This is a genomic window from Phycicoccus flavus, assembly GCF_004025965.2.
Taxonomy (GTDB): Bacteria; Actinomycetota; Actinomycetes; order Actinomycetales; family Dermatophilaceae; genus Phycicoccus; species Phycicoccus flavus.
Genome location: NZ_SAYU02000002.1, coordinates 72,392 through 98,402, shown reverse-complemented (window position 1 = coordinate 98,402; position 26,011 = coordinate 72,392). Strand labels below are relative to the sequence as shown.

Annotated in this window: 25 protein-coding genes; 10 read left to right on the top strand and 15 right to left on the bottom strand. The window is 76.2% G+C overall.

Going from position 1 to position 26,011, the window contains the following annotated elements; translation table 11 throughout:
• The first annotated feature begins 201 nt into the window (after nt 1-201).
• The 3 genes from EPD83_RS01595 to EPD83_RS01585 are packed head-to-tail and all read left to right on the top strand — an operon-like array spanning nt 202 to nt 3,488.
• Nucleotides 202-807: a TetR/AcrR family transcriptional regulator gene (locus EPD83_RS01595; protein WP_165566130.1), complete on the top strand. Its 606-nt coding sequence runs from the start codon at nt 202-204 to the stop codon at nt 805-807.
• A gap of 57 nt (nt 808-864) precedes the next feature.
• Nucleotides 865-2,757, top strand: coding sequence for a Na+/H+ antiporter (locus tag EPD83_RS01590; protein WP_128366584.1), 1,893 nt, complete (start codon nt 865-867; stop codon nt 2,755-2,757).
• 38 nt (nt 2,758-2,795) lie between these two features.
• The gene (locus EPD83_RS01585) at nt 2,796-3,488 is read left to right on the top strand and encodes a Maf family protein (RefSeq protein WP_128366583.1); all 693 of its coding nucleotides are present in this window, start codon (nt 2,796-2,798) and stop codon (nt 3,486-3,488) included.
• 21 nt (nt 3,489-3,509) lie between these two features.
• Here EPD83_RS01585 and EPD83_RS01580 read toward each other — a convergent pair whose 3' ends face one another.
• Both EPD83_RS01580 and EPD83_RS01575 read right to left on the bottom strand, forming a co-directional pair.
• Entirely contained in the window at nt 3,510-4,943 is a 1,434-nt protein-coding gene (locus EPD83_RS01580) for an FAD-binding oxidoreductase (protein WP_165566129.1), read from the bottom strand.
• 22 nt (nt 4,944-4,965) lie between these two features.
• Nucleotides 4,966-5,640: a hemerythrin domain-containing protein gene (locus EPD83_RS01575; protein ID WP_128367682.1), complete on the bottom strand. Its 675-nt coding sequence runs from the start codon at nt 5,638-5,640 to the stop codon at nt 4,966-4,968.
• Between the two features lie 153 nt (nt 5,641-5,793).
• On the opposite strand from EPD83_RS01575, the gene EPD83_RS01570 reads away from it, so the two are divergent.
• Entirely contained in the window at nt 5,794-8,061 is a 2,268-nt protein-coding gene (locus EPD83_RS01570; protein ID WP_128367681.1) for an ATP-binding protein, read from the top strand.
• A gap of 14 nt (nt 8,062-8,075) precedes the next feature.
• Here EPD83_RS01570 and EPD83_RS01565 read toward each other — a convergent pair whose 3' ends face one another.
• Together EPD83_RS01565 and EPD83_RS01560 are read right to left on the bottom strand one after the other, a co-directional pair.
• A complete protein-coding gene (locus EPD83_RS01565) occupies nt 8,076-9,632 on the bottom strand; it encodes an acyl-CoA carboxylase subunit beta (protein ID WP_165566128.1) in 1,557 nt (518 codons plus the stop codon).
• Nucleotides 9,629-10,822, bottom strand: a complete 1,194-nt coding sequence (locus EPD83_RS01560; RefSeq protein WP_128367867.1) for an acyl-CoA dehydrogenase family protein — start codon at nt 10,820-10,822, stop codon at nt 9,629-9,631. Before EPD83_RS01560 ends, EPD83_RS01565 begins: the two co-directional genes overlap by 4 nt.
• A gap of 127 nt (nt 10,823-10,949) precedes the next feature.
• Between EPD83_RS01560 and EPD83_RS01555 the strand changes: the two genes are divergently transcribed.
• Complete coding sequence (locus tag EPD83_RS01555; RefSeq protein ID WP_235950284.1) at nt 10,950-11,360, top strand: MerR family transcriptional regulator; 411 nt, start codon at nt 10,950-10,952, stop codon at nt 11,358-11,360.
• Nucleotides 11,361-11,436: 76 nt separating this feature from the next.
• On the opposite strand, the gene EPD83_RS01550 is transcribed toward EPD83_RS01555, so the two are convergent.
• From EPD83_RS01550 to EPD83_RS01530, 5 genes are all read right to left on the bottom strand, one after another.
• Nucleotides 11,437-12,375, bottom strand: a complete 939-nt coding sequence (locus tag EPD83_RS01550) for a PfkB family carbohydrate kinase (protein ID WP_128365059.1) — start codon at nt 12,373-12,375, stop codon at nt 11,437-11,439.
• Between the two features lie 47 nt (nt 12,376-12,422).
• The gene (locus EPD83_RS01545; protein WP_128365061.1) at nt 12,423-13,283 is read right to left on the bottom strand and encodes a tryptophan 2,3-dioxygenase; all 861 of its coding nucleotides are present in this window, start codon (nt 13,281-13,283) and stop codon (nt 12,423-12,425) included.
• A 31-nt stretch (nt 13,284-13,314) separates the two neighbouring features.
• On the bottom strand, nt 13,315-13,815 hold the full coding sequence (locus tag EPD83_RS01540) for a GDYXXLXY domain-containing protein (RefSeq protein WP_164896042.1): 501 nt from the start codon (nt 13,813-13,815) through the stop codon (nt 13,315-13,317).
• The gene (locus EPD83_RS01535; protein WP_128365064.1) at nt 13,812-15,080 is read right to left on the bottom strand and encodes a DUF2157 domain-containing protein; all 1,269 of its coding nucleotides are present in this window, start codon (nt 15,078-15,080) and stop codon (nt 13,812-13,814) included. The genes EPD83_RS01540 and EPD83_RS01535 overlap by 4 nt, the downstream gene beginning before the upstream one ends.
• A gap of 85 nt (nt 15,081-15,165) precedes the next feature.
• A complete protein-coding gene (locus EPD83_RS01530; RefSeq protein ID WP_205859371.1) occupies nt 15,166-16,092 on the bottom strand; it encodes a DMT family transporter in 927 nt (308 codons plus the stop codon).
• 39 nt (nt 16,093-16,131) lie between these two features.
• On the opposite strand from EPD83_RS01530, the gene EPD83_RS01525 reads away from it, so the two are divergent.
• Nucleotides 16,132-16,617, top strand: a complete 486-nt coding sequence (locus tag EPD83_RS01525) for a MarR family winged helix-turn-helix transcriptional regulator (protein ID WP_128365066.1) — start codon at nt 16,132-16,134, stop codon at nt 16,615-16,617.
• 60 nt (nt 16,618-16,677) lie between these two features.
• Nucleotides 16,678-18,477, top strand: a complete 1,800-nt coding sequence (locus tag EPD83_RS01520; RefSeq protein ID WP_128365067.1) for an acetyl/propionyl/methylcrotonyl-CoA carboxylase subunit alpha — start codon at nt 16,678-16,680, stop codon at nt 18,475-18,477.
• 7 nt (nt 18,478-18,484) lie between these two features.
• Here EPD83_RS01520 and EPD83_RS01515 read toward each other — a convergent pair whose 3' ends face one another.
• From EPD83_RS01515 to EPD83_RS01495, 5 genes are all read right to left on the bottom strand, one after another.
• A complete protein-coding gene (locus EPD83_RS01515; RefSeq protein ID WP_128365069.1) occupies nt 18,485-18,784 on the bottom strand; it encodes a hypothetical protein in 300 nt (99 codons plus the stop codon).
• Complete coding sequence (locus EPD83_RS01510; protein ID WP_164896043.1) at nt 18,784-19,110, bottom strand: antitoxin; 327 nt, start codon at nt 19,108-19,110, stop codon at nt 18,784-18,786. The genes EPD83_RS01515 and EPD83_RS01510 overlap by 1 nt, the downstream gene beginning before the upstream one ends.
• Before the next feature lie 82 nt (nt 19,111-19,192).
• Entirely contained in the window at nt 19,193-20,599 is a 1,407-nt protein-coding gene (locus tag EPD83_RS01505; RefSeq protein ID WP_235950283.1) for an NAD(P)H-quinone dehydrogenase, read from the bottom strand.
• A 52-nt stretch (nt 20,600-20,651) separates the two neighbouring features.
• Nucleotides 20,652-21,149: a DUF2306 domain-containing protein gene (locus tag EPD83_RS01500; RefSeq protein WP_128365074.1), complete on the bottom strand. Its 498-nt coding sequence runs from the start codon at nt 21,147-21,149 to the stop codon at nt 20,652-20,654.
• Between the two features lies 1 nt (nt 21,150).
• Nucleotides 21,151-21,645, bottom strand: a complete 495-nt coding sequence (locus tag EPD83_RS01495; RefSeq protein ID WP_164896045.1) for a MarR family winged helix-turn-helix transcriptional regulator — start codon at nt 21,643-21,645, stop codon at nt 21,151-21,153.
• 104 nt (nt 21,646-21,749) lie between these two features.
• On the opposite strand from EPD83_RS01495, the gene EPD83_RS01490 reads away from it, so the two are divergent.
• Together EPD83_RS01490 and EPD83_RS01485 are read left to right on the top strand one after the other, a co-directional pair.
• Complete coding sequence (locus EPD83_RS01490; RefSeq protein ID WP_128365077.1) at nt 21,750-22,589, top strand: purine-nucleoside phosphorylase; 840 nt, start codon at nt 21,750-21,752, stop codon at nt 22,587-22,589.
• Between the two features lie 11 nt (nt 22,590-22,600).
• Nucleotides 22,601-24,301 (top strand): phospho-sugar mutase, encoded by a 1,701-nt coding sequence (locus tag EPD83_RS01485; RefSeq protein WP_128365079.1) that lies wholly within the window; start codon nt 22,601-22,603, stop codon nt 24,299-24,301.
• A 36-nt stretch (nt 24,302-24,337) separates the two neighbouring features.
• Here the strand turns inward: EPD83_RS01485 and EPD83_RS01480 are convergent, their stop codons facing one another.
• Nucleotides 24,338-24,892 (bottom strand): dihydrofolate reductase family protein, encoded by a 555-nt coding sequence (locus EPD83_RS01480; RefSeq protein WP_128365080.1) that lies wholly within the window; start codon nt 24,890-24,892, stop codon nt 24,338-24,340.
• Between the two features lie 124 nt (nt 24,893-25,016).
• Between EPD83_RS01480 and deoC the strand changes: the two genes are divergently transcribed.
• Complete coding sequence (gene deoC / locus EPD83_RS01475; RefSeq protein ID WP_205859370.1) at nt 25,017-26,006, top strand: deoxyribose-phosphate aldolase; 990 nt, start codon at nt 25,017-25,019, stop codon at nt 26,004-26,006.
• Nucleotides 26,007-26,011: the final 5 nt, after the last annotated feature.

Sequence of the window (26,011 nt, the reverse complement as noted above, 5' to 3'; positions counted from 1 at the left end):
TGCGACCATCGGGAATGCACGTCCGGTTCACATCCGGCGCTGCACCGGCCCTGACCTGCATGTTTGCCCTCCGGGGAGGTTCGTCGAACCCCCACCCCCTCGGTGGACGGCCGCAGGATATGGTCCTGTCGAGGGATAAAAAGATCCCCTCGGTTACGGCATACTGGCATTTCCGTGGCCGCGGACGACGGAGGAGGCGACGTGCCACGAGCTCGAGGGCGACGCCCTGCGGGAAGTCACACCCGTGAGGACATCGCCGCGGCAGCGAAGCGCCAGTTCGCGGAGCTCGGCTATCCCCGCACGACGTTGCGGGGCATCGCCCGAGAGGCCGACGTCGACACCCGCCTCGTCACGCACTACTTCGGCAGCAAGCAGAACCTCTTCGTCACGGTCGTGGACTTCCCCTTCGAGCCCGAGACCATCGTCGACGAGCTGCTCGTCGAGGGCCCGCAGCACGTCGGCCACCGGCTCGCTGCCCTCGTCGTCGAGACGCTGGACGAGCCCGAGGCCCTCCAGACCCTGACCGGGCTGCTGCGCGCCGCCGCCTCCGAGGACGAGGCGGCCGAGCTGGTCCAGCGCTTCCTCACCGAGCGGCTGCTCACCCCCCTCATCCGCCTGCTCGGCGGCGACCGGGCCGAGCTGCGCTCGGCGATGCTCGGCGCCGGCCTCACCGGCTACATCTTCGCCCGCTACGTCGTGCGCCTGCCGGGGCTCGCGCAGGCCGACCCCGACGTCGTCGTCGGGGCCATCGGCCCGAGCATGCAGCACTACCTCACCGGCGACTTCGAGCCCTCCACCTCCGCCTGAGCCCGCACCACGGGCACCGGGTCCCGTGGCACCCGCCCCAGGGGCGACAATCTGCACGTGCAACCCGCCGTGCTCGTCGTCGCGATCGTCCTCGTCGTCATCGTCGTGAGCCGCCTCGTCGGACCTCGCGGCGTCCCGGTGCCGCTCGCCCTCCTCGTCGTCGGCGGTGTCCTCTCCGTCGTCCCGGGGGTGCCGGAGGTCCGGCTCTCGCCGGAGGTCGTCCTCTTCGGCCTGCTCCCGCCCCTGCTGTACTCCGCCTCCCTCACGACCTCGCTCGTCGACATCCGGGCCTACCGGTCGAAGATCCTCAGCCTGTCCGTCGGCCTCGTGCTCTTCACGGCGCTGGGCGTCGGGCTCGTCGTCTGGTGGCTCCTGCCCGTCCCGTTCGCGCTCGCCATCGCCCTCGGCGCGGTCGTGGCGCCCCCGGACGCCGTCGCCGCCACCGCCGTCGCCCGCCGGATCGGCCTGCCCCGCAAGATCACGACCGTCCTCGAGGGCGAGTCCCTGCTCAACGACGCGACCGCGCTCGTCACCCTGCGGACGGCGCTGGCCGCCGCCGGGCTCGCCGCGCACGGCGCCGGCCCGGTGCCCGAGACGGTGACCCCGGCCTCGGTGCTCGCCGACCTGGCCCTGGCCTCCCTCGGGGGCGTCGCGGTCGGCGTCGTCGCCTACCTCGGCATCGGGTGGCTGCGCCGGCACCTCACCGAGGTGCCCGCCGACACGGCGCTCTCCTTCCTCGTGCCCTTCGTCGCCTACGCGCCCGCCGAGGCCATCGGCGGCTCCGGCGTGCTCGCGGTCGTCACGGCCGGGCTGCTGCTCGCCCACCGCTCGACGACCCTGCAGTCGGCGCCCTCCCGGCTCGCCGAGCGGATCAACTGGTCCAGCGTCACCTTCGTCCTGGAGAACGCGGTGTTCCTCCTCATCGGGCTCCAGGTGTGGGGGCTCGTCCAGGACACCCGCACCGGCGACCTCGGGACGGGCCGCACGCTGCTCGTCGCGCTCGCCGTCCTCGTCACCGTCCTGCTCCTGCGGCCGCTGTGGCTGTTCGGCCAGAACCTCGTCCCCGTGCTGCGCGGCCGGCTGGACCGCCGTCACGCCCTGGCGTACTCGCTGGTCAGCGGCTGGGCGGGGATGCGGGGCGTGGTCACCCTGGCCGCGGCGCTGACGCTGCCCGAGGAGACCCCGATGCGCCCGGAGCTCGTGCTCGTCGCGCTCGTCGTCACCGTCGGCACCCTGCTGCTCCAGGGGACGACGCTGCCCGCGCTGGCCCGGGCCCTGGACGTGCGCGGCCCCGACCCGCGCCAGGACGCGCTGGCCGAGGCGACCGTCCTCGGCGCGACGACCGGCGCGGGGCTGCGGGCGGTCGAGGACGCGCCGGACGCCGACCCCGCGGTGCTCCAGGTGCTGCACCAGCAGGCCGCCGACCGGGTCAACCGCAGCTGGGAGCGGCTCGGCACCCTCGGCCCCGGGGACCGGGAGAGCCCGGCCGAGGCGCGCTCGCGGGTCCGCATCGACATGATCCGCGAGGAGCGCCGCGAGCTGCTGCGCATCCGGGAGCGGGGCGAGGTCGACCACGACGTGCTGACGAGCATCCTCGGACAGCTCGACGCCGAGGAGACCGTGCTCGTGTGGAGCACGACCCGCAGCGCCGACATCCGCGACGCCGAGCTGCGCCCGCCCACCCCGCTCGTCGGGGCCTGCGACCACCTCGTCGACGACGGCGCCCCGCACCCACCGAGCGAGACCGACGGCTGCCCCGAGTGCCGGGCCGAGGGGCTCACCTGGGTGCACCTGCGCTCGTGCACCGACTGCGGGCACGTCGGCTGCTGCGACTCCTCCGAGGGCAAGCACGCCGCGGCCCACTTCCGCGGCTCGGGCCACCCGGTCATGCGCTCCATCGAGCCCGGCGAGGCCTGGCGCTGGTGCTTCGTCGACGAGGTCCTCGGCTGAGCGGCGCCGCGCCCACCGTCCACGGCTAGCGTGGCGGGATGCCGCCGGTGTCCCTGCTCCTCGCCTCCGCCTCCCCCGCCCGGCTCGCGACGCTGCGCGCCGCGGGGGTGCAGCCCGCCGTCCGGGTGTCGGGGGTGGACGAGGAGGCCGCGGTGGCGGCGGCGACGGCGAGGTCCGGGCCGCTCGAGCCCGCCGACGTCGCGCTGCTGCTGGCGCGGGCCAAGGCCGAGGACGTCGTCGCCGCCCTCGCGGACGTCGGGAACGTCGGCGGTGGCGATGCGGCCGGGCCGGACGGGCCGGACCTCGTCCTCGGCTGCGACTCGGTCCTCGAGCTCGACGGCGAGGTGCACGGCAAGCCGGCCGACGCCGCCGAGGCCGCCGACCGCTGGCGACGGATGCGCGGCCGCGCGGGCGTCCTGCACACCGGGCACTGGCTCGTCGACCTGCGCCCGCCCGGGGCGGGCGGCAGTGCCGGACAGGTCGGTGCCGCGGCCTCGACCACGGTGCACTTCGCGGACCTCGGCGACGACGAGGTCGACGCCTACGTCGCGACGGGGGAGCCGCTGCACGTCGCCGGCGCCTTCACCATCGACGGCCTCGGCGGGCCGTACGTCACCGCCATCGAGGGTGACCCGGGCTGCGTCGTCGGGGTGTCGCTGCCGCTGCTGCGCGAGCTCGTCGGCGAGCTCGGCCTGCGCTGGCACGACCTGCGGTCCGCGCCCGTCCCCTGACCCGGGCGCGGACCGCGGACCTCACCCGGCCGCCGGGCGGACGGGGTGGTTGGCGCGGACGAGGTCGCCGCCGTCGTAGCGCGCCTTGACCCGCCGCAGCTGCGCGTGGACCTCCGGTCCCCAGAGCGCGTCCCCGGCGGTGGCCATCTCGGCGAAGTTCAGGTAGCAGCCGCGGGTCCACGGGGCGAGGGCGTACCGGCAGGCCCGGACCGCCCGGTCGACCGCCGCGACGGACTCGGGGGTCGGCGTCACGCCGACGGCGAAGAGGGCGAACTCGGCGTCGAGACCCGCGAGGGCCCCGCCCGGCGTGCGCCCGGGGGTGAGCGCGCCGCCGAGGTGGCGCAGCTCGACCGACAGCAGGGGGCTGTCCACGCCTGGGCCGGCCGCCCGGACGAGGGCGGTGACCGCCTCCGGTGGCAACGGCCCGACGAGGGCCCCGTCGCCGCGCCCGGGGACCGGCCCCGGCGGGTCCATGTGCAGGTCCGCGAGAGCGGTGACGGGCACCTCGGCCACCGTGTCCAGCTCCGGCCCGAGGTCCCGCAGCGGCGCCAGGAGGTCGGCCGCGGCCGCGAGGGGCAGCTGGCAGGCGGCCTCGACGAGCACCCAGCCCCGCCCGGCGAGCGCGGGCGGCAGCTCGGGCAGCGGCGGAAAGCGCAGCATCCGGCCGACCGAGGTCACGGTGTCGGGGACGGTGGCCACCCAGGCGCGCCAGGCCTGGAGCACCTCCTCGGCCCGCTCGAGGGGGAAGAAGAGCGCGCCCGCGACGAGGTCGGTGACGGGGTACAGCCGCAGCTCCAGGGCGGTGACGACGCCGAAGCCACCGCCCCCGCCCCGCAGCGCCCAGAACAGGTCGGCGTCGTGGTCGGCGTCGACCCGCCGCACCCGGCCGTCGGCGGTGACGACCTCGAGGGCGAGCACGGAGCCGGACGCGAGCCCGTGGGACCGGGCGAGCCACGAGAGCCCGCCCCCGAGGGTGTAGCCGGCGACGCCGACGTCGGCCGCGGAGCCGGCGAGCGCGGCCAGGCCGTGGGCGGCGGCCACCGGGGTGACGTCGCCCCACATCGCCCCGCCCCCGACGCGGACGGTCCGGGCCACCGGGTCGACGTCGACGTCGCGCAGCCGGTGGGTGCGCAGGAGGACGGTGTCGTGCAGGTCGCCGAGCGGCCCGGCGTTGTGCCCGGTGGACTGCGGCGCGACCCGCAGGCCGAGCCCACGGGCCGTGGTCAGCGTCGCGGCGACGTCGGCGGCGGACGCCACGGCGACGACGGCGGCCGGGTGCTGGTCGACGGAGAGGTTCCAGGCCCGGCGGGCGTCGTCCCACCCGGGGTCGGCCGGGCGGACGAGCTCGCCCTCGAGCGTGGCGGCGAGGGCGGCCCACCCGTCGGTGCGGCCTCCCGGGGTCGGGGCGGGCGGGGCGGAGGTGGGGGCGGGCGGGCGGGCGGCGAGGTCGGTCACGGGGTTCTCCTGGGGTGTCCGGTCAGGCGACGGGGGTGAGGGCGCCGTGGTGGCGGCGGTAGGTGCGGCGGGCGAGGCGGGGCAGGACGAACCGCACGGGGGCGGGGGCGCCGGCGAGCATCCCGGCGACGACCGCGTCCCCGGCGTCGCGCTGGACCATCCCGAAGACGAGCAGGCCCTCCCGGCCCGGGAAGGCGCTCTGCCCGGCCCGGCCGAGCTCGGCCCACTCGGCGTGCGTGACGGCGGTCTCGACGAGCGGGAGGACGCGCACCTCCTCGGCGTCGAGGTGCTCGACGAGGGCGGCGTGCAGGCGGTCCAGCAGACCGGCCAGCTGCTCGCGCGGCTCGGCGTCCGCGGTGGCGGTCCACCGTTCGCGCAGCGAGCGGGAGCGGGTGAGGCAGCCGTCGACGACCGCGTGCTGGGACTCCATGAGCTCGACGACGGGCGCCACCTCCGCGGGGACGCGGCGCAGCAGCCGCGGCCACAGCAGGTCGTCCTCGACCGTGTGGTGGTGGTGCAGGACCCGCTCGACGAACTCGAGGTGGCGGCCGACGGTGCGGGCCCGGGCGAGGTCGCCCGGCCGCACGGAGCGGACCAGGGCGGGGGCCGCGGCGTACTCGCGCCGGAAGGCGCCGTGCAGGGCCTTCATCTCGACGGTGGCGAGCGGTCCGACGGGGAGGTGGTCGGGGGTGGGCATGGGCGGGTCTCCTGGGTGGGGTGACGTCGCACGGTGCGACCCGGCCAGGCTCGCGGCGGGCCGGCCGCCACCCCAGGCACGCGACCCGCACACCACCCGCACACTCGCCCCCGCCCCTCCCGGACACCGGGGAGGAGGGCCTAGGTTCTCGCCATGACGACCGCGCCGGGTGGGGGCTTCGCCTCGCTGCTGCGGTCCTACCGGCGGCGGGCCGCGCTGACCCAGGAGGAGCTGGCGGAGCGCGCGGGGCTCGCCGTCACGGCCGTGAGCGCCCTCGAGCGGGGCCTGCGGACCCGGCCCTACCCGCACACCGTGCGGGCCCTGGCGGCCGCCCTCGACCTCACCGACGCCGAGCGCGAGGGGCTCACGGCCGCCGTCCCGCCGCGGGCCCGCACCGCGGAGGCCGACGCGGGCGGGCCGGCCGGCGTCGTGGGCAGGGACGTCGACGCCGAGCGGGTCGCGGGCCTGCTCGGGCCGGGACGGGCCCGGCTCGTCACCCTCACCGGACCGGGCGGGGTCGGCAAGACGACCCTGGCCCGCGCCGTGGCCGCCAGGCTGCGCACGGAGCTGGGCGACGACGCGACGGTCCTGGACGCCGGCGAGCTCACCTCGCCGGAGCACGTCCTCGCGGCGCTCGCCGCCCGGCTGGGGCTCGCCGAGACGGCGGACCCCGTCGACGGGCTCGCGGAGCGGCTACGCGGGCGTCCGCGGCTCGTCGTCCTCGACACCCTCGAGCACGTCCTGGGCGTCGGCCGGTGGCTCGTCGTGCTCCTCGACCGGTGCCCGGACCTCCGGCTCCTCGCGACCAGCCGTGCCCCGCTGCGGCTGCGGGCCGAGCACGAGGTCGTCGTGCCGCCGCTGCCGGTGCCGGACGCGTGGCTGCCGCCGGACCCGGGCGCCGTCGGCGCGGCGCCCGCGGTGCGCCTGCTGCTGGAGCGCTGCGCGCAGCGCGACGCCGCGGTCGAGCTGACGCCCGGCAACGCCGCGGTCGTCGCCGAGCTGAGCCGCCGCACCGACGGCCTGCCCCTCGCCATCGAGCTCGTCGCCGCACAGGCCCGGGTGCTGCCGCTGGAGGTGCTGCTCGGCCGGCTCGACCAGGCCCTGCGGCGGCCCGGCCCGCGCGACCTGCCCGAGCGCCAGCGGACCCTCGGGGCGACCCTGGAGTGGAGCCTGTCCCTCGTCGACGCGCGCGAGCGGGCCGCCTTCGCGACGCTGGCCGTCTTCGCCGGGAGCATCTCGCTGGCGGCGGCCGAGAGCCTCCTCGGTCCCGAGGCGCTGGAGGTCCTCGCCGACCTCGTGGAGCAGTCCCTCCTCGTGCCGGTCGACGGCCCGGACGCCCGCTTCCGGATGCTGCACCCCCTGCGGCAGCACGCGGCACCGCGGGTGCCGCCCGAGGCCGCCGGCCGTCACGCGGAGTTCTTCCTCGAGGCCGCCCGGGCCACCTGGCCCCGGCTGCGCGGTGCCGAGCTCACCGCCACCCTGGACGGGCTCGACCTCGACGGGCCCGACCTCCTCGCCGCGCACACGTGGCTCGTCGCGCAGGAACGGGCCGAGGACGCCGTCGACCTCGTCCACGGCGTGGCGTTCGGGGTGCTCCTGCGCGGCCACGCCCGCGAGTGGCGCGACCGGGTCGACCTCGCCGCGACGGGGAGGCTCGCCCCCCTCGCCCGGGCCCGGGCCCTCGTGAGCGCCGGACTCCTCGACTACGCCCTCGCCCGCCGCTCCGACGCCGCGGCGGCGCTCGGCCGCGCCGCGGGCCTCGTCGACGAGCACGACCTCGCCGCCGCCGACCCGGCCCTGGCCGCCGAGTGCGCGCTCTGGGGCGGTCTCGTCGCCGTCAACCTCGGGGACGCGGCGCAGGGGGCCGCACGCGCGGAGACGCTGCGGCGGGACCCCTCCGCCTGGGGCCGTGCCTTCCTCCGGCTGCTCGAGGGCCAGCTCGCGCTCCTGGCCGGCGACCTCGACGCCGCGGCCGAGGTGCTGCAGGAGGGGTGGCGGGCGGCGCTGGAGCTCGGGAACCCGCTGGTGGTCGCCGTCTCGCTCAACATGCGGGCCACCGTCGCCGAGCGCCGCGAAGACCTCGAGGGGACGACGCGCCTGCTCCTCGCCTCGGTCGAGGAGAGCGCGGCCAGCCGGCTGGGCTGGCCGTTCGCCTTCGCGCTGCCCGCGCTGGCCGGGGTGGCGATGCGCCGGGGCGAGCCGGAGGTCGCCGGCCGGCTTCTCGGGGCGGCCGCGTCCGTCGTCGGCTCCCCCACCCTGCTCGGGGTGTTCCCCGCCTCGCGCGGCCGGGCCGAGGCCGACCTCGGCGCGCTCCGGGCACGGCTCGGCCCACGGTTCGCGGAGACGGTCGACGCCGGCCGGCTCCTCCAGCCCGACGACGTGGTCGGACTCGCCCGCACGCTCGTGCGCACCGGCGGCTGACGCGGGCGCGTCCGTCAGACCGGCGGGACGTCCCGGCGCTTCTCCGCGAAGTGCCGGTCGCGGTGGGCGGCGTAGCGCAGCCGGAGCAGCAGCTCCGCGCGCAGCGCGTCCGCCTCGACCACCTGCTCGACGACGAGGTCGGCGGCGAGCCGCTCGAGGTCGACGTCGGCGAGGTACTCGGCGCGCCGCTCGGCGACGAACGCGTCGCGCGCCTCGCTGCCCTGCGCGGCCTCGATCTCGGCGATGCGGTTCGCGTAGACGGCGTTGACGGCGGCCTCGGGCCCCATGACGGCGATCCGGGCGGTCGGCAGCGCGATCGTCGCGTCCGGGCCGAAGCCGGGACCGCCCATGGCGTACAGCCCGGCGCCGTAGGCCTTGCGGACGACGACGCAGAACTGCGGCACCGTCGCCGACGCGACGGCCGAGACCATCTTCGCGCCGTGCCGGATGATGCCGCCGCGCTCGACCTCGGAGCCGATCATGAAGCCCGGCACGTCGGCGAGGTAGACGAGCGGGATCGAGAACGCGTCGCACAGCCAGATGAACCGCGCGGCCTTGTCGGCGGAGTCGGTGAAGAGCACCCCGCCCTTGACGGCCGAGTTGTTCGCGACGACGCCGACGCTGCGTCCGCCCATCCGGGCCAGCCCGACGACGAGCTCCGGCGCGAACAGGGGCTTGACCTCGAAGAAGCTGCCGTCGTCGACGAGCCCGTCGATGAGCTCGTGGACGTCGAAGGGCTGGCTCTCCCGCTCCGGGACGACCGCTGCCGTCAGCGGCACGGCGGGCTCCTCGGTGTCGTAGACGGGGGGCGCCACCCGCCAGCTGTCCGGGAGGTAGGAGAAGTAGAGCCGCGCGAGCTCGATGGCCTCCTCGTCGTCGGCCGCGAGCAGGTCGCCGACGCCGGAGACGGTGCAGTGCATCCGCGCGCCGCCCATCTCCTCGAGCGAGACCGTCTCGCCGACGACCATCTCGGCCATCCGCGGGCTGCCGAGGTACATCGAGGCGTTGCCCTCGACCATGACGATGACGTCGCAGAAGCTCGGGATGTAGGCCCCGCCCGCGGCCGACGGCCCGAAGAGGCAGCAGATCTGCGGCACCTTGCCGGACAGCGCGACTTGGTGGTGGAAGATCCGCCCGGCCCCGCGCCGGCCGGGGAACATCTCGACCTGGTCGGTGATCCGGGCGCCCGCGGAGTCCACGAGCCAGAAGACGGGCAGCTCCTCGCGCAGCGCGGTCTCGGTGGCCCGGACGATCTTCTCGACCGTGCGCGCGCCCCACGACCCCGCCTTGACGGTCGGGTCGTTGGCGATGACGACGACGGGCCGGTCCTCGACGGTCCCGCGGCCGGTGACGACGCCGTCGGCCGGCAGCGTGCCGGCCGTCGCGTTCGCGTACCGCCCGTCCTCGACGAACGAGCCGTCGTCGAGCAGCAGCGCCAGCCGGTCGCGCACGTAGAGCTTGCCCTGGCCGGCCAGCTTGGCGGCCGCCTTCTCCGTCGGCGCGGCCGAGGCGGTGAAGGCGGCGTCGAGCCGGGCGCGGACGTCGGCGACGCGCGGGTCGGGCTCGCTCATGCGGACAGGCCGAGGCCCTTGGCGAGGACGAGGCGCTGGACCTCGGAGGTGCCCTCGCCGATCTCGAGGATCTTGGCGTCGCGGTAGAACCGGGCCACCGGGTACTCCTCCATGAAGCCGTTGCCGCCGAAGACCTGGGTGGCGATGCGGGTGGCGGTGACGGCGGCCTCGGAGGTGTAGAGCTTGGCCTTGGCCGCGGCCTGGGTGACCTCCGCGGCCGACCGGCGCCCGGCCTCGTGCTCGTCCTTGAGCCAGGCCGCGCGGTAGGTGAGCAGGCGGGCGGCGTCCTCCATGACGGCGAGGTCGGCCACCGGGAAGGCGACACCCTGGTTGCTCCCGATCGGGCGGCCGAACGCGGTGCGGGTCCGCGCGTACGCGGCCGCCTCCTCGCGCATCCGGACGATGAGGCCGAGGGCCAGGGCGCTGATGGCGATGCGGCCGTCGTCGAGGGTCTTGAGGAACTGGTGGAACCCGCGGCCGCGCTCGCCGAGCAGGTGGTCCTCCGGCACCCGGCAGCCGGAGAAGGACAGGCCGTGGGTGTCGGAGATGTTCCAGCCCATCTTCCGGTAGGCGGGCTCGACGGTGAACCCCGGCGTGCCGGAGGGGACCATGATCGCGGAGATCTCGGCGCGGCCGTCGTCGGTGGTCCCGGTGCGGGCGGTGACGGTGACGACCGAGGTGATGTCGGTGCCGGAGTTCGTGATGAACGCCTTCGCGCCGTCGACCACCCACACCCCGGCCTCGGCGTCGAGGACGGCCCGGGTGCGGCTGGCGCCGGCGTCGGACCCGGCGTCGGGCTCGGTGAGGCCGAAGCCCGCGAGCGCCCGGCCGGCGACGAGGTCGGGCAGGAAGCGCTGCTTCTGCGCGTCCGAGCCGTAGGTGAGGATCGGGTTGATCCCGAGGCCCACGCCCGCGGACAGGGTGATGCCGACCGACTGGTCGACCCGCCCCAGCTCCTCGATGGCGATGCACAGGCTCGTGAACGCGCCGCCCTCGGCCTGCTCCAGCGAGCCGCCGAACTCCTCCGGGACGACGAGGCCGAACAGCCCGAGCTCGCCCATCCGCGGGACGAGGTCGACCGGGAAGTGGTGCTCGCGGTCCCAGTCGGCGACGTGCGGCTCGACGGCGTCGGTCGCGAACTCGCGGACGACGGAGCGGAAGTCCTCGTGGTCCTTGCCCAGCTCGAACATGTGGGGGTCCCTTCACGGGTCGGGGTCACCGGCCCCGGGTCGCGATGGCCGGCGTGCTGCACGTTCTTGACGTTGACGTCAACGTAAAGCAATACTCGCCGGTATGCCAGCCCGAGGTGCGACCGACGTGACGGACGCCGCCGCCGACCCCGCCGACGAGCCGCCGCGCACGTGGACCATCGCCGAGGTCGCGGACGAGTTCGGCGTCACCCACCGCACCGTGCGGCACTACGAGGAGCTCGGCCTCATCGCCCCCGAGCGTCGCGGCACGACGCGCGTCTACCACCGCCGTGACCGCACCCGCCTCGGGCTCATCCTCCGCGGCCGGCGGCTGGGGTTCCCGCTGGAGGAGGTCCGCACGATCATCGACCTCTACGACGCGCCCCGCGGCCGGCGCAGCCAGCTGGAGTACGTCCTCGGTCAGATCGGCTCGCGGCGCGCCGACCTCGAGCAGCGTCGCGCCGACCTCGAGGCCGCGCTCGCCGAGCTCGAGGGGTTCGAGCGCCGGTGCCGCGAGGACCTCGCCCGCCTGGGCTGACCACCGCCGGGCGGTCGCCTCGCACGAGGGCCCCACCCGTCCCACGGGTGCGACCGCGCCCCCGTGGCCCCGCCCGTCACCCGGCGGGACGGGGGCCCAACGCCGCGAGGAACTCGTCGACCTCGGCCGAGCCGGGCGCGGTGTCCGGCCCCCGGCGCGTCACCGTGATGGCCGCGGCCGCGTTGGCCCGCACCGCGGCGTCGGCCCAGGACAGTCCGGCCAGCCGCCCGGCGAGGAGCACCCCGGTGTGGGTGTCCCCCGCGCCGTTGGTGTCGACGGGACGGCGCGGGTGACCGGGGAGCGTCGTCGTCCGGCCGTCCTCGCGCACGAGGCAGCCGCGCGGGCCGTCGCGCACGAGCACGACCGCGCCGTCGGGCAGCAGACCGGCGAGAACGGCCGCGGCCTCCGGGGCGCCGTCCACGCCGGCGAGCGCCGCCGACTCCTCGGCGTTCCCGGTCCACACGCTCGTGCGGGCCAGGACGGCGTCGCGGACCTCGTCCGGCACCTCGGCGAAGGTGGCGCCCGGGTCCAGGACGACCCCCACGCCGGCCGGGAGCGAGGCCAGCCACTCCAGCAGCGGGTCGCGGGTGGCGCCGACGAGCGAGTACCCGCTGACGCAGACCTGGTCCCCCGGCTCGGGGCGGCTGGTGGCGAAGCCGGCGGCCGTCACCGCCCGCTCGGCCCCCTGGGTGGTGACGAAGGTCCGCTCGGCCCCGGGCTCGACGAGGACGACGCACACCCCGGTGTCGGCCTCCGTCACCGGCGGCGCGCTGAGGGTCACGCCGTCGGCGGCGAGGACCTCGCGGACGAGGTCGCCGTTGGGGCCGGTCCCGACCGCCCCGGCGTGCACCGCCGCCGCCCCGGAGCGCGCGGCCGCGAGGAGGACGGTGACGGCGCCGCCGGCGTAGCGCCGGTACGACGTCGCCATGACGTTGCCGCCACGGCGGGGCAGGGCGGGCACCTCGACGACGGCGTCGACGAGCGCCTGCGCGGTGTGGATGACCCGGGGGCTCATGGCACGCGACCCTAGTGACGCCGCCCGGGCCGCGGGGCCCGGGCCGGTCAGCCGACCCGGGCGCGGACCTCGTACAGCTCGGGGAAGAAGGTGAGGTCGAGGGCCCGGCGCAGGAAGTCGACCCCGCTGGAGCCGCCGGTGCCGGCCCGGTGGCCGATGGTCCGGGTGACGACCTGGAGGTGGCGGAAGCGCCACTGCTGGAACTGGTCCTCGACGTCGACGAGCTCCTCGCACGTCTCGTAGACGCCCCAGTGCGCGGCGGGGTCGGCGTAGACGGCCGCGACGACGTCGACGAGGGCGGGCACGAGCCGGTAGGGCCGGGTGACGTCGCGCTCCAGCACCTCGGCGGGCACCGGGTAGCCGGAGCGCGCGAGGTGACGGAGGAACTCGTCGTAGAGGCTCGGCTCGTGCAGCAGCGTCTCGAGGTCGGCGCGGGCGGCGTCGTCGTGGGCGAAGACCCGCAGCATGTCGGCGTTCTTGTTGCCGAGGAGGAACTCGACCGCCCGGTACTGGTGGCTCTGGAAGCCCGAGCTCGTCGCGAGGAAGGGCCGGATGCGGGCGTACTCGCTGGGGGTGAGGGTGGCGAGGACGTCCCACATCTCGGTGAGCTGGCGCTGCACGTGCTTGACCCGGGCCAGCCGCTTCAGGGCCGGGGCGAGCTCGTCGGCCGCGAGCAGCCGTCGCGCCGAGCGCAGCTCGTGGAGCAGCAGGAGGAGCCACAGCTCGGACACCTGGTGCTGGACGATGAAGAGCAGCTCGTCGTGCTGCGGCGGGTCGCTGCGCGGGTGCTGCGCCGAGAGCAGCGTGTCGAGGTCGAGGTAGTCGGCGTACGTCATCGACGACCCGAGGTCCCGCTCGATGCCCTCCTCCAGCACCCGCTCAGCCCGGTCGACCGCGTCCTCACCCATCCGGTCATCGTGCCACGGCGCCGGTCCGGGCTCAGGCCGGCTCGATCCCGAGCAGGGCCGCGTTCCCGCGACCGTCGACCCGCACCGTGGCGACCGCGCCCTGCCGCAGCTCGCGCTCCGCCCCGGCGGCGGCGTCCTGCGGCAGGAACAGGCTCTCGATGCCGCAGCGCAGCCGCCAGTCGGAGTCGTCGCAGGTGAGGTAGGGCCCGTCCGCCGGACGGGTGCGCTGCACCGGCCCGCCCACCCAGACCTCGCCCCGCGGGACGAGCGGCACGTAGGCGACGCCGCGCTCCACCGGGTCGACGACGTCGGGGTCGTCCTCGAAGGAGGTCCCGGGCTGGTCCGGCAGGTCGGGGTAGCCGAGGTCGACGTACGCCCCGCGGAAGGGGTCGTAGGGGTCGACCGGCTCCACCCGCAGGCGCACCTCCTCGCCGGTGAGCCGGGCCGAGAGCGGCGCCTGGACGGCGACGAGGACGAGCGCGGCCTGCACGAGCACCGCCGCGGCGACGCGCACCGGCCGACGGGGGGTCACGACCGCACCTCCGCGGCCGTCGCGAGCAGCCGTCGTCGGCCCCGGTCGGCGGCGACGCCGGTGCCGATGAGGACCACCCCGACCGCGAGGAAGAGGACCGCCCCGGAGAGCACCGGCGCGAAGACGGCGAAGGCCTGGACGGTGACGAAGACGACGAGCGCGGCGGTCGCCACCCAGGTGAGCAGCCCCGAGTCGCGCTGCCCGCCGAGCACGGCGTAGCCGCTGGTCACGGCCAGGTAGAGCAGGACGGCGACGACGGCCCGGGCCCAGTCGCCGGCCGCGAGGTCCGCGGTGCCGGTGACGTCGGCCGAGGTGCGCCAGAGCGAGAGCAGCGCGGTGACGCCGAGGGCCAGCGCCGCGAGACCGACCTCGGCCCGGTCGAGCCGGTCACCCGTGGCGCCGGCGGCGCCCGCGAGGACGACGGCGACGGCGAGGACGACCCAGGTGAGGAGGGTGCCGGAGCCGCGCTCGTCGCCGTAGGGCAGGGCCGCCGTGAAGAGGGCCCCGAGGGCGACGAGGGCCCCCACCTCGCGCCACGGGTCGCCGAGGGGGCGCCAGCCGCGCAGGGACGCCGGCAGCCGGTGGTGCAGGACCCCGACGGCCACGGCGGCGACGGCGGCGGCGCCGACGGTCAGGGTCACCGCGAGCAGGGCCTCGGATGCCTCGACGACGTGCTGGACGAGCCAGAAGGTCACGAGGAGGATGCCGACCACGGCGGGGCCGAGCCCGACGACGGCGTAGGCGTACACGAGGACCCCGGCCCCCCAGAGGCCGACGAGCGCCGGCTCGTAGGCGGGGACCTGGAGGCTCTGCGCGGCCTGGAAGAGGACGGCGCCCGAGCCGGCCGCGGCGAGCAGCCGGACCGCGCCGACCACCGGCGAGGCGACGTCGCCCACCCGCTCGCGGCGGGCGGCGAGGAGCTCGGCGACGACGACGAACCCGAGCCACAGGGCGGCGACGAAGACCAGCCGCAGGAGCGGCGAGAGCTCGTCGAGGTTGGCGGCGACGAGCCAGATGAGCCCGAGCCCGACGAAGGCGGCGCCGAGGGTGAGGACGATGCGGCTCAGGGTGACCCGGCGGTGCGCGACGTAGCGGGCGCGGATGAGCTCCAGGGTGCGGTCGTCGACGAGGCCGTCGGCGCGCCACTCGCGCAGCTGCTCCTCGAGCCAGGACAGCTGCGCCGGGGTGGCGGAGCGGACGGTGGGGGGCGGGCCGCCCGGGCCGGGGGTCCCCGGCGAGGGTGCGGTCGTCGGTGGCGCGGACATCGCGGCCTCCTCACGGCGAGAGGGGGTGCCCGGGGCGGGCACGGCCCAGTGTGACGCCGCGGGCCCCCTCGCGTCCTGAGCACCGCTACTCAGGGGCGCACACCGGGACGAGCGGGGCGCGGCGGTGCGGCCGGAGCCGGCGGGCGGCCCGGCGGACCGGGGCCTGCGCGGCGAGCACGCCGCCGAGGACGACCCCGGTCGCCGCGAGGTGCCCCCACCCGAACGGCTCGCCGAGGAGCACCACCCCGAGCGCCGTGCCCACCACCGGGTTGACGAGCCCGACGACGGCGACCGCCCCGGCGTCCATCCGGGTGAGCCCGCGGAACCACACGACGTAGCCGAGCACGGACCCGACGAGCCCCAGGTAGAGCAGCCCGAGCACGCCGGCGCCGTCGAGGACCGGTGGCGCGCCCTCGGTGACGAGCGCGACCGGGACGAGCAGCAGCCCCCCGGCGACGAGCTGCCACGACGTGGTGACGAGGACGCCGTCGCGCGGGGTCCACCGCTTGACGAGGACGAACCCGACGGCGGAGGAGACGACGGCGCCGACGGCCGCGGCCACCCCGACGGGGTCGACCCCGCCCTCGTGCCCGCCCTGCCGGACGAGCAGCACGACCCCCGCGACGCCGGCCAGCGAGGCGAGCACGGTGACCCGCGGCTGCCGCTCGCCGAGGGCCAGGCGGGCGACGCCCATGACGACGAGCGGCGAGAGCGCGGTCAGGGTCGCGGCCAGCCCGCTCGGCAGCCGGTAGGCCGCGACGTAGAGCAGCGCGAAGAAGAGGCCGTGGTTGAGCGTCCCCAGGACGGCCGCCCTCCCCCACCACCGGCCGCGCGGCAGGCGGCGCAGCCACAGCAGCAGCAGCAGCCCGGCGGGCAGGATCCGCATCGCCGCGGAGAACATCGGCCGCCCCGGCGGCAGGGCCAGCTGGGTGACGGCGTAGGTGGACCCCCAGACGACGGGGGCCACGGCGGTGAGCAGGACCGTGCGGACGGTCGCCGAAGTATCTTCCACGGAAGGCACATTATCTTCCGTGGAAGATATCGTCCAGTCATGGATCACGTGAGCCACGTCCACGAGCAGTGGCGGACCGAGCGCCCGGACCTCGACACGAGCCCCGTCCTCGTCATCGGCCGCATCCACCGGATCGCCGCCGCGCTGACCCCCGAGCTCACGGCCGTCTACGCGCGCTACGGCCTCGGGGAGGGGGAGTTCGACGTCCTCGCGACCCTGCGCCGGCAGGGGGCCCCGTACGTCCTCACCCCGGGGGAGCTGTCCGAGCGCACGATGGTGACGACCGGGGCGGTGAGCAAGCGCCTGGACCGGCTGGAGGCCCGCGGCCTCGTCGAGCGGCGGGCGGCCGAGGGCGACGGGCGCTCGCGCACCGTCCACCTCTCCGCCGCCGGGCGGACGCTCATCGACGAGGCGATGACGACGCACATCGCCAACGAGCAGCGGCTGCTGGCCGCCCTCCCCGAGGCCGACCGCGCGGCGCTGGCCGAGCTGCTCGGCCGCCTCGCCGCCTCGCTCGGGGCGTGACCGACGTCGCCCCGGCGACACCCCCGGCGGCGCCCGGGCCGGACGCTAGAGTCCACGACCATGGCCATCACCAAGGTCCTCATCGCGAACCGGGGCGAGATCGCCGTGCGCATCGCCCGCGCCTGCGCGGACGCCGGCGTCACCTCCGTCGCCGTCTACGCCGACCCCGACCGGGACGCGCTGCACGTGAAGGTCGCGGACGAGGCCTACGCCCTCGGCGGCTCGACCCCGGGCGAGTCCTACCTCGTCATCGACGCGATCGTCGAGGTCGCGAGGACCTCCGGCGCCGACGCCGTGCACCCCGGCTACGGGTTCCTCGCCGAGAACGCCGACTTCGCCCAGGCCGTCCTCGACGCCGGGCTCGTCTGGATCGGCCCCGGCCCGGAGGCCATCGACCGCCTCGGCGACAAGGTCAAGGCCCGCCACATCGCCCTCGACGCCGACGCCCCGCTCGTGCCCGGCACGACGGACCCGGTCGGCGGCGCCGACGAGGTCGTCGCCTTCGCCGAGGAGCACGGGCTGCCCGTCGCCATCAAGGCCGCGTACGGCGGCGGTGGCCGCGGCCTCAAGGTGGCCCGCACGATGGAGGAGATCCCCGACCTCTTCGACTCCGCGGTCCGCGAGGCCGTGTCCGCCTTCGGCCGCGGCGAGTGCTTCGTCGAGCGCTTCCTGGACCACCCGCGGCACGTCGAGACCCAGTGCCTCGCCGACGCCGAGGGCAACGTCGTCGTCGTCTCGACCCGCGACTGCTCCCTGCAGCGGCGCAACCAGAAGCTCGTCGAGGAGGCGCCGGCGCCCTTCCTCACCGACGAGCAGCACGCCGAGCTGCTGCGCGCCTCCAAGGCCATCCTCCGCGCGGCCGGCTACGTCGGGGCGGGGACCTGCGAGTTCCTCGTCGGCGTCGACGGCCACATCTCCTTCCTCGAGGTCAACACCCGCCTCCAGGTCGAGCACTGCGTCTCCGAGGAGGTCACCGGCATCGACCTCGTCCGCGAGCAGCTGCGGATCGCCGACGGCGGCACCCTGGACTACGACGACCCGCAGCCGCACGCGCACTCCATCGAGTTCCGCATCAACGGCGAGGACGCCGGGCGGGGCTTCCTGCCCGCCCCGGGCACGGTGACCCGCATGGTGATCCCCCAGGGGCCGGGCGTGCGCTGGGACGCCGGCATCGTCGAGGGCGACACCGTCGCCGGCGCGTTCGACTCGATGATCGCCAAGCTGGTCGTCACCGGCCGGACCCGGCAGCAGGCGCTCGAACGCTCCCGCCGGGCGCTGGCCGAGCTCGTCGTCGAGGGCATGCCGACGGTCATCCCCTTCCACCGCAAGGTCGTCTCCGACCCCGCGTTCGCGCCGGCCGACGCCGACGAGGCGTTCACCGTGCACACCCGGTGGATCGAGACCGAGATGGACAACGACATCGAGCCCTACGCCGGGCCGACCGGCGAGGGCGGCGAGCCGCAGGAGCGGCAGACGGTCGTCGTCGAGGTCGGCGGCAAGCGTCTGTCGGTGTCCCTCCCCGGCGGGCTGACACTCGGCGGCGGGGGCGCGACGACGTCGAAGAAGGCGCCGCGGCGCAGCGGCCGGGGTGGCGGCGGCGCCGCGACGTCCGGGGACTCGCTCACCGCGCCGATGCAGGGGACGATCGTCAAGGTCGCCGTCGAGGACGGGGCGAGCGTCGCCGCCGGCGACACCGTCGTCGTCCTGGAGGCCATGAAGATGGAGCAGCCCATCACCGCGCACAAGGCGGGAACCGTGAGCGGCCTGACCGCCGAGGTCGGCGCCACCGTGACCAACGGCGCCGTCATCTGCGAGATCACCGACGCCCCCGCGGGCGACGGCGAGCCCGCCGGGTCCTGAGCCGGGGCTAGGACCCGACCTGGTCGACCTCGCGACGCGGCTGCGGGTCGTCGCCGGTGCCGGGCTCGGGGTTCGGCGCCACCGGCGCGGGGTCGTCGGGCGCATGCGGCTGCCACGGCTCCTGCGGGTCCGGGTCCAGCGGGTCGGTGCCCGGCTCGACGGGGTCGGTGGGCTGCGGGTCGGTCGGGTCCGCGGGGCGCGGGTCCACCGGGTCCGGCGCCTCGGGCGCGGCCGGGACGTCCGGTCCCGGCACGTCGGGGATCTCGGGGGTGTCCGGAGCGGGCTGACCGCTCGCCGTGCCCGCCATCAGATCGAGGGGTCGATGCCGGGGGCGGCCTCGCGCGGACCGGTGGCGGTGTCGTCCCGGATCTCGCCGGGGCTGCCGTCGGCCACCGGCGCGGACGCCGGGGCGGCGGAGGCCGAACGGGCCGGCAGCCCGAGACCGCGCCGCAGGGCGGCGCCCCCGGAGTCGACCTTGGCCGCGTACTGGGGCGAGGCCTTGCCGCGCACGAAGCCCTCGACCTTCTCGATGGTGTCGTTCGCCTGCTGCGGGTTCTCGCGGGCGTAGTCCTTGGCCTTCTGCCAGCCGGCGGTGGCGGCGGCGATGACGACGGCGGCTCGGATCTTCTTCACGGGTGTACCTCTCGTCGGGGTCCCTCCAGTCAACCGCATGCGGCGGGCGCGCGGGAGCGCCGGGGCGCGGCGGACGCGCAGGTCAGCCCGTGGGGTGCAGCCGCCGGGCGGCCTCGGCGACCGATCCGGAGAGCGAGGGGTAGACGGTGAAGGTCGAGGCCACCTGGTCGACGTTGAGCCGGTGCTGCACCGCGAGGGTGACCGGGAAGACGAGCTCGGAGGCGCGCGGGGCGACGACGACCCCGCCGACGACGGCGCCCGAGCCCTTCTGCGCGAAGAGCTTGACGAACCCGTCGCGGATGCCGAGCATCTTCGCCCGCGGGTTGCGCGACAGCGGCAGCATGAGCACCTCGGCGTCGACCCGCGCCTCGTCGACGTCCTGCTGCGAGATGCCGACGGTGGCGATCTCGGGGTCGGTGAAGATGTTCGCCGACACGACCCCGAGGTTCAGGGGCGCCACCGCGTCCCCGAGGGCGTGCGACATGGCGATGCGTCCCTGCATGGCGGCGACCGAGGCCAGCGGCAGCACGCCGGTGCAGTCGCCCGCGGCGTAGACCCCGCGCACCGAGGTCCGCGACACCTTGTCGACCGCGACGTGCCCCGAGGGCAGCAGCTCGACGCCGACGTCCTCCAGCCCGATGTCCGCGGTCTGCGGCACCGACCCGACCGCCAGCAGCGCGTGCGAGCCGGTGACCTCCCGGCCGTCGACGAGCCGGACGAGGACGCCGTCGTCGGTGCGCGTCACCGACTCCATCCGCGAGCGGCCGAGCACCTCCATGCCGCGCTTGCGGAAGACCTCCTCGATGACGGCGGCGGCGTCCGGGTCCTCACCGGGCAGCACCCGGTCGCGGGAGGAGACGAGGACGACCTGCGAGCCGAGGCCGAGGTAGGCCTGGGCCAGCTCGGCGCCGGTGACCCCGGACCCGACGACGACGAGCCGTTCCGGGAGCTCGCGCAGGTCGTAGATCTGCTGCCAGGTGAGGATCCGCTCGCCGTCGGGGACGGCGGTGTCCATGACCCGCGGCGTCGCGCCGGTGGCGACGAGGACGACGTCGGCCACCAGCTCGGTGGGGGCGTCGTCCTCGCCGTCGACGGCGACGGTCGTGGGCGAGGTGAGCCGGGCCCGTCCGGCGACGGTGCGCACGCCGACCTCGGCGAGCCGGGCGGTGATGTCGGCGCTCTGCGCGGCGGCGAGGTCGACGACCCGGCGGTTGACCTCGGGCAGGTCGGCGTGGGGGTCGGCGACCTCGTCGCCGTCCCGGTCCTCCAGGTGCACGCCCAGCTCGGCGGCGACGCCGAAGTCGCTCATGTACTCGGCGGTGGAGATCAGCGTCTTGCTCGGGACGCAGTCGGTGAGCACCGAGGCGCCACCGATCCCGCGGTGCTCGACCACCGTGACGTCGGCGCCGAGGTGGGCGGCGACGAGGGCGGCCTCGTACCCCCCGGGACCACCCCCGAGGATGACGACTCTGCTGGACCGCGCGCTCACGGACCCATCCAACCACCCGGTCCGACGTCCCTCCCGGGGTCGGGTCCCGAGGTCAGCGCCGGGCGAGGACGCCGGGCCGCCGCGGCGCCCCGGTCGCGAGCCGGTCGCCGGCGAGGACGAGCACGACGACGGTCGCGACCACCGCGGCCAGTGCGGCGAGGGCCCCCGCGGGGTCGGTGACGGCGAAGGTCGGCAGCATCCGGTCCGGGATCGCCAGGGCGAAGACCATGGCGATGACCGACCCCAGCCAGCTGCCGGTCATGTTGCCGCGGTGGCCGCGGACGTCGCCGCGCCGGATGGCGAGGACGCCGAGGGTGACGGTGACGAGCGTGACGAGGCTGAGGATGTGCAGCCAGCTGAACGCGCCGTCGCGCAGGTGCCGGATCCAGAACGAGGACACCGCCGTCCACAGCATGAGGACCACCCACACCCGGCCGAGGAGCCGGTGCCGGGCGTCACCCTTGCGGCGGAGCAGCTGGACGCCGCCGAGGCCGACCGAGACCAGCGCGGCGGCGACGTGCGAGACGAGGAGCAGGGTCCAGGCGTGCATGTCAGACCTCCTGGAGGTCGGGGTCGGTGGAGACGGCGGCGAGCGCGCCGTCGGCGCTGCGGGGACCGGTCCCCGGGGTGTGGACGAGGTCGGAGAGGGCGGCGACGAGGTCGGTGACGACGGCGAGCAGGGCGTCGGGGTCGGCGCCGCGGGAGCGCACGAGCCCGTCGAACCGGTCGCCGAGCACCCCGCCCGCCGCGGCCAGCCGGCGTCCGCCCTCGGGGGTCAGGCGCAGGGTCCGGCGGTTGCCGCCGGCGGAGGTGGCGTCGAGCAGCCCGTCGCGCACGAGCCCGGCGACCATGCGGCTCGTCGCGGCCTCGCTGGACCCGAGCCGCTCGGCGAGCCCGCGCTGGGTCGGGCCGTCGAGCTCGTCGACGTGGAGGAGGGCGAGGAAGCGCCGGTAGGTGAGGCCGACGCCGGACCGGGCGAGCAGCAGCTCGGCGCGCCGGTCCATGAGCCCGACGAGGACGTGCAGCTCGTGCGCGAGGGTGGCCATGCGCCAAGAGTTGCACATGCAACTTGCAGGCGCAAGTGCGAGACCACCGCGAGGGCTGCCGCGGGGGCCCGGGAGGCGTCGGAGGCCGTCGGTACGCTTCCCCGGTGACCGACCCCGCCGCCGTCCACGACCTCTCCGACCCCGCCGCCGACCCGGCCGCGGTCGCCGAGGCCGCCGCCGCCGTCATCCGCGAGCGCACCGGCGTCGAACGCCACGACGTCGCGCTCGTCCTCGGCTCCGGGTGGGGCCAGGCCGGCGACCTCGTCGGCGAGACGCTCGCGACGATCGAGAACACCGACGTCCCCGGCTTCGCCGCGGCCGCCGTCGAGGGCCACTCCGGCGCGATGCGCTCGGTGGCCGTCGGCGACACCGGTCGGCGGGCCCTGGTCTACGGCACGCGCACCCACTATTACGAGGGCCGCGGCGTGCGGGCGGTCGTCCACGGCATCCGCACCGCGGCGGCCGCGGGCTGCTCGGCCGTCGTCCTCACCAACGGGTGCGGCGGGCTCGACCCGGCCTGGGCACCCGGCACCCCGGTGCTCATCTCCGACCACATCAACCTCACGGGCGCCACCCCGCTGGAGGGCGCGACGTTCGTCGACCTCACCGACCTCTACTCGCCCCGCCTGCGGGCGCTGGCCCAGGAGGTCGACCCGGGCCTGGCCGAGGGCGTCTACGCCCAGTTCCGCGGCCCGCAGTACGAGACCCCGGCCGAGGTGCGGATGGCCAAGGTGCTCGGCGCCGACCTCGTCGGGATGTCGACGGCCCTGGAGGCCATCGCGGCCCGGCACGCCGGGCTGGAGGTGCTCGGCATCTCGCTCGTCACCAACGCGGCCGCCGGCATCTCCGCGACACCGCTCAGCCACGAGGAGGTCCTCGAGGCCGGGCGGGCCGCCGCCGACCGCTGCGGCCGGCTGCTCGCCGACGTCGTCCGGCTCGTCTGAGGCGCCCCGGCATGGCCGACATCGCCGAGGACCCCCGGGCCGCCACACCCATCGAGGACGCCCCGACCGACCCCGTCGCCGCCGCCCGGGCGTGGGCCGCCGACGACCCCGACCCGCGGACCCGCGCCGAGCTGACCGACCTCGCCGACCGGGCGGAGGCGGGCGAGGACGAGGCCGCCGCCGAGCTCGCCGACGCCATGTCCGGGATGCTCGAGTTCGGGACCGCCGGCCTGCGCGGACGCCTCGGCGGCGGACCGAACCGGATGAACCGCGCCGTCGTCGTGCGGGCCGCGGCCGGCCTCACGGCGTACCTGCGCACCCTCACCTACTCCCCCCTCGTCGTCGTCGGGTTCGACGCCCGCACCGACAGCGACGTCTTCGCCGCCGACACCTGCGCCGTCGTCACCGGGCTCGGCGGGCGGGCGCTGCTGCTCCCCCGGCCGCTGCCCACGCCGGTGCTCGCCCACGCGGTCCGCCACCTGGGGGCCGACGCGGGCGTCATGGTCACGGCCTCGCACAACCCGCCGCAGGACAACGGGTACAAGGTCTACGTCGGCGACGGCTCGCAGATCGTCCCCCCGGTCGACGGGCTCATCGCCGAGCGGATCGCCGCCGTCCCCTCCGTCGCGTCGGTCGCCCGTCCCGGGTCCGGCTGGGAGGTCCTCGGCGACGAGGTCCTCGACGCCTACCTCGCGGACGCGGTGTCGGTGCTCGACCCCGGCACCCCGCGCGACGTCACCGTCGTCCACACCGCGCTGCACGGCGTCGGCGCCGAGACGGTACAGCGCGCCTTCGTCGCCGCCGGCTTCCCCGCGCCGGTGCCGGTCCTCGCGCAGGCCGAGCCCGACCCCGCCTTCCCCACCGTCTCTTTCCCGAACCCCGAGGAGCCGGGGGCGATGGACGCCGCCCTCGAGCTCGCCGAGCAGACCGGCCCGGACCTCGTCGTCGCCAACGACCCGGACGCCGACCGCTGCGCCGTGGCCGTGCCCGACCGCGGCGGCTGGCGGATGCTGCGGGGCGACGAGGTGGGCGCGCTGCTCGGCGCGCACGTCCTGGACCGCGGCGCCGGCGAGGGCGCGGTCCTGGCGTGCTCGATCGTCTCCTCCCGGCTGCTGGCCGCGATGTGCGCCGCCGCCGGGGTCCGGCACGAGGAGACCCTCACCGGGTTCAAGTGGATCGGGCGGGTCGAGGGCCTGCGCTACGGCTACGAGGAGGCGCTCGGCTACTGCGTCGACCCCGGGCACGTCCGCGACAAGGACGGGGTGACCGCCGCGCTGTTCGTCGCCGAGCTCGCCGCCGGGCTCAAGGCGCGCGGCGCCACCCTCCCCGACCTCCTGGACGACCTGGCCCGCACCCACGGCGTGCACGCGACGGACTCCTTCTCGGTGCGGGTGGAGGACCTCTCCCTCATCGAGCGGGTGATGGCCCGGCTGCGCGCCGAGCCGCCCACCGCCGTCGCCGGCGTCGCCGTCGAGCGGGCCGACGACCTGGCCCGGGGCGAGGGCGGCCTGCCGCCCACCGACGGCCTGCGCTACCACCTGGCCGACGGGTCGCGGGTCGTCGTGCGGCCGTCCGGCACCGAGCCGAAGCTCAAGGTCTACCTCGAGGTCGTCGAGCCGGTGACCGGCGACGACCTCGCCGCCGCCCGGGCCCGGGCCGCCGAGCGGCTGGCGGCGGTCCGCGCCGACCTGGAGGCCGCCACCCGTCCCTGACCGGACGCCGCCGACGTGGGTGCCGGGTCGGCGGCGTCAGCCCCCGGACGCCGGCTGCCACCGCTGGAGCAGCACGCCGTCGAGGTCGCGCGCCTCGACGAGCGCGGCGTCCTCGAGCGACCAGCCGTCGGGGAAGAGCGGCCGCCCGGCGCCCTGGACGACGGGGTAGGTGAACAGCCGCAGCTCGTCGACGAGGCCGGCCTCGAGCAGCGCGTGCGAGAGGGTGACCGACCCGGTGCACACGATGTCGGCGCCGTCGGCCGCCTTGAGCGCCCGGACCTCCTCGAGGACGTCGCCGCGCAGCACCGTCGTCCCCGCCCAGTCCGGCTCGTCCATCGTCGAGGAGACGACGAACTTGGCGACGCCGTTGAGGTGGTCCGACACCCCGGTGGCGTCGTCCGCCAGGTCGCGCCAGTAGCCGCGCAGGTCCTCGAAGGTCCGCCGCCCGACGAGCAGGGCGTCCGACTCCTCCCGCTGGCGCCGGTTCTCGACGACGACCGCCCGGTTCTGGCCCTGGGCGGCGAACCAGCCGCCGAGCATCTCGGCCCGGGCGTCGAGGGTCGTGTTCTGGGTGAGGGCCAGCGTGCGCATCGTCCGACGCTACGTCCGCGACCCGCCCCGATGGCCCGGAGCGACCCCACCGGTGTCGTCGCCGTCCGCCCCGTCGCCGGTTCCCGGCCTCCCGGCCTCCCGGGGCGCCCGTACACTCCCTTCGGTGAGCACCGCCACCGACGTCGACGCGACCGCCCGCGCCCGCGACCTCCTGGGCGTCTCGCGCCTGACCAACCAGGCCCTCACGGGCTGGCTGCACGGCCTGCCGGGGGTGGACCAGGTCGGCTGCGAGGCCCGCGCCGCGGGGCTGTCGACGCGCTCGATCAAGACGAGCAGCAAGGCGTGGGCCATCGACCTCGCCATCTCGATGATCGACCTCACGACCCTCGAGGGCGCCGACACCCCGGGCAAGGTCCGCGGGCTCGCGACCCGCGCCCTCGTCCCGGACCCGAGCGACCGCACCACCCCGAGCCCGGCGGCCGTGTGCGTCTACGGCGACATGGTGCCGGTGGCGCGCGACACGCTCGGCGACGCCGACGTCAAGGTCGCCGCGGTCGCCACGGCCTTCCCGAGCGGTCGCGCCAGCCGCGCCGTCAAGCTCGCCGACGTGCGCGACGCCGTCGAGAACGGCGCCGACGAGATCGACATGGTCATCGACCGCGGCGCCTTCCTGGCCGGCGACTACCTCGCCGTCTTCCGGGAGGTCGCCGAGACCAAGGAGGCCTGCGGGCGGGCCCGGCTCAAGGTCATCATGGAGACCGGCGAGCTCTCGACCTACGACAACGTCCGCCGCGCCTCGTGGCTCTCGATGCTCGGCGGCGGCGACTTCATCAAGACCTCCACCGGCAAGATCTCCCCGGCGGCGACGCTGCCGGTGACCCTGACCATGCTCGAGGCCGTCCGCGACTGGCGCGACCTCACCGGCGAGCAGGTCGGCGTCAAGCCGGCGGGAGGGATCCGGACGAGCAAGGACGCGATCCGCTACCTCGTCACCGTCCACGAGGTCGCGGGCGAGGACTGGCTGGACAACCACTGGTTCCGGTTCGGCGCCTCGTCGCTGCTCAACGACCTCGTCCTCCAGCGCCAGAAGATGACGACCGGCGCCTACTCCGGTGCCGACTACGTGGCCGACGACGCCCCGAGCGGCTACTGACCACC

Bases quoted from the DNA above. Each gene is read 5' to 3' on its own strand.
- EPD83_RS01585 (WP_128366583.1), top strand. From the start codon at position 2,796: ATGCCGCCGGTGTCCCTGCTCCTCGCCTCCGCCTCCCCCGCCCGGCTC.
- EPD83_RS01575 (WP_128367682.1), bottom strand. From the start codon at position 5,640: ATGCCCACCCCCGACCACCTCCCCGTCGGACCGCTCGCCACCGTCGAG.
- EPD83_RS01570 (WP_128367681.1), top strand. From the start codon at position 5,794: ATGACGACCGCGCCGGGTGGGGGCTTCGCCTCGCTGCTGCGGTCCTAC.
- EPD83_RS01565 (WP_165566128.1), bottom strand. From the start codon at position 9,632: ATGAGCGAGCCCGACCCGCGCGTCGCCGACGTCCGCGCCCGGCTCGAC.
- EPD83_RS01560 (WP_128367867.1), bottom strand. From the start codon at position 10,822: ATGTTCGAGCTGGGCAAGGACCACGAGGACTTCCGCTCCGTCGTCCGC.
- EPD83_RS01550 (WP_128365059.1), bottom strand. From the start codon at position 12,375: ATGAGCCCCCGGGTCATCCACACCGCGCAGGCGCTCGTCGACGCCGTC.
- EPD83_RS01545 (WP_128365061.1), bottom strand. From the start codon at position 13,283: ATGGGTGAGGACGCGGTCGACCGGGCTGAGCGGGTGCTGGAGGAGGGC.
- EPD83_RS01535 (WP_128365064.1), bottom strand. From the start codon at position 15,080: ATGTCCGCGCCACCGACGACCGCACCCTCGCCGGGGACCCCCGGCCCG.
- EPD83_RS01525 (WP_128365066.1), top strand. From the start codon at position 16,132: ATGGATCACGTGAGCCACGTCCACGAGCAGTGGCGGACCGAGCGCCCG.
- EPD83_RS01520 (WP_128365067.1), top strand. From the start codon at position 16,678: ATGGCCATCACCAAGGTCCTCATCGCGAACCGGGGCGAGATCGCCGTG.
- EPD83_RS01515 (WP_128365069.1), bottom strand. From the start codon at position 18,784: ATGGCGGGCACGGCGAGCGGTCAGCCCGCTCCGGACACCCCCGAGATC.
- EPD83_RS01500 (WP_128365074.1), bottom strand. From the start codon at position 21,149: ATGCACGCCTGGACCCTGCTCCTCGTCTCGCACGTCGCCGCCGCGCTG.
- EPD83_RS01495 (WP_164896045.1), bottom strand. From the start codon at position 21,645: ATGGCCACCCTCGCGCACGAGCTGCACGTCCTCGTCGGGCTCATGGAC.
- EPD83_RS01485 (WP_128365079.1), top strand. From the start codon at position 22,601: ATGGCCGACATCGCCGAGGACCCCCGGGCCGCCACACCCATCGAGGAC.
- EPD83_RS01480 (WP_128365080.1), bottom strand. From the start codon at position 24,892: ATGCGCACGCTGGCCCTCACCCAGAACACGACCCTCGACGCCCGGGCC.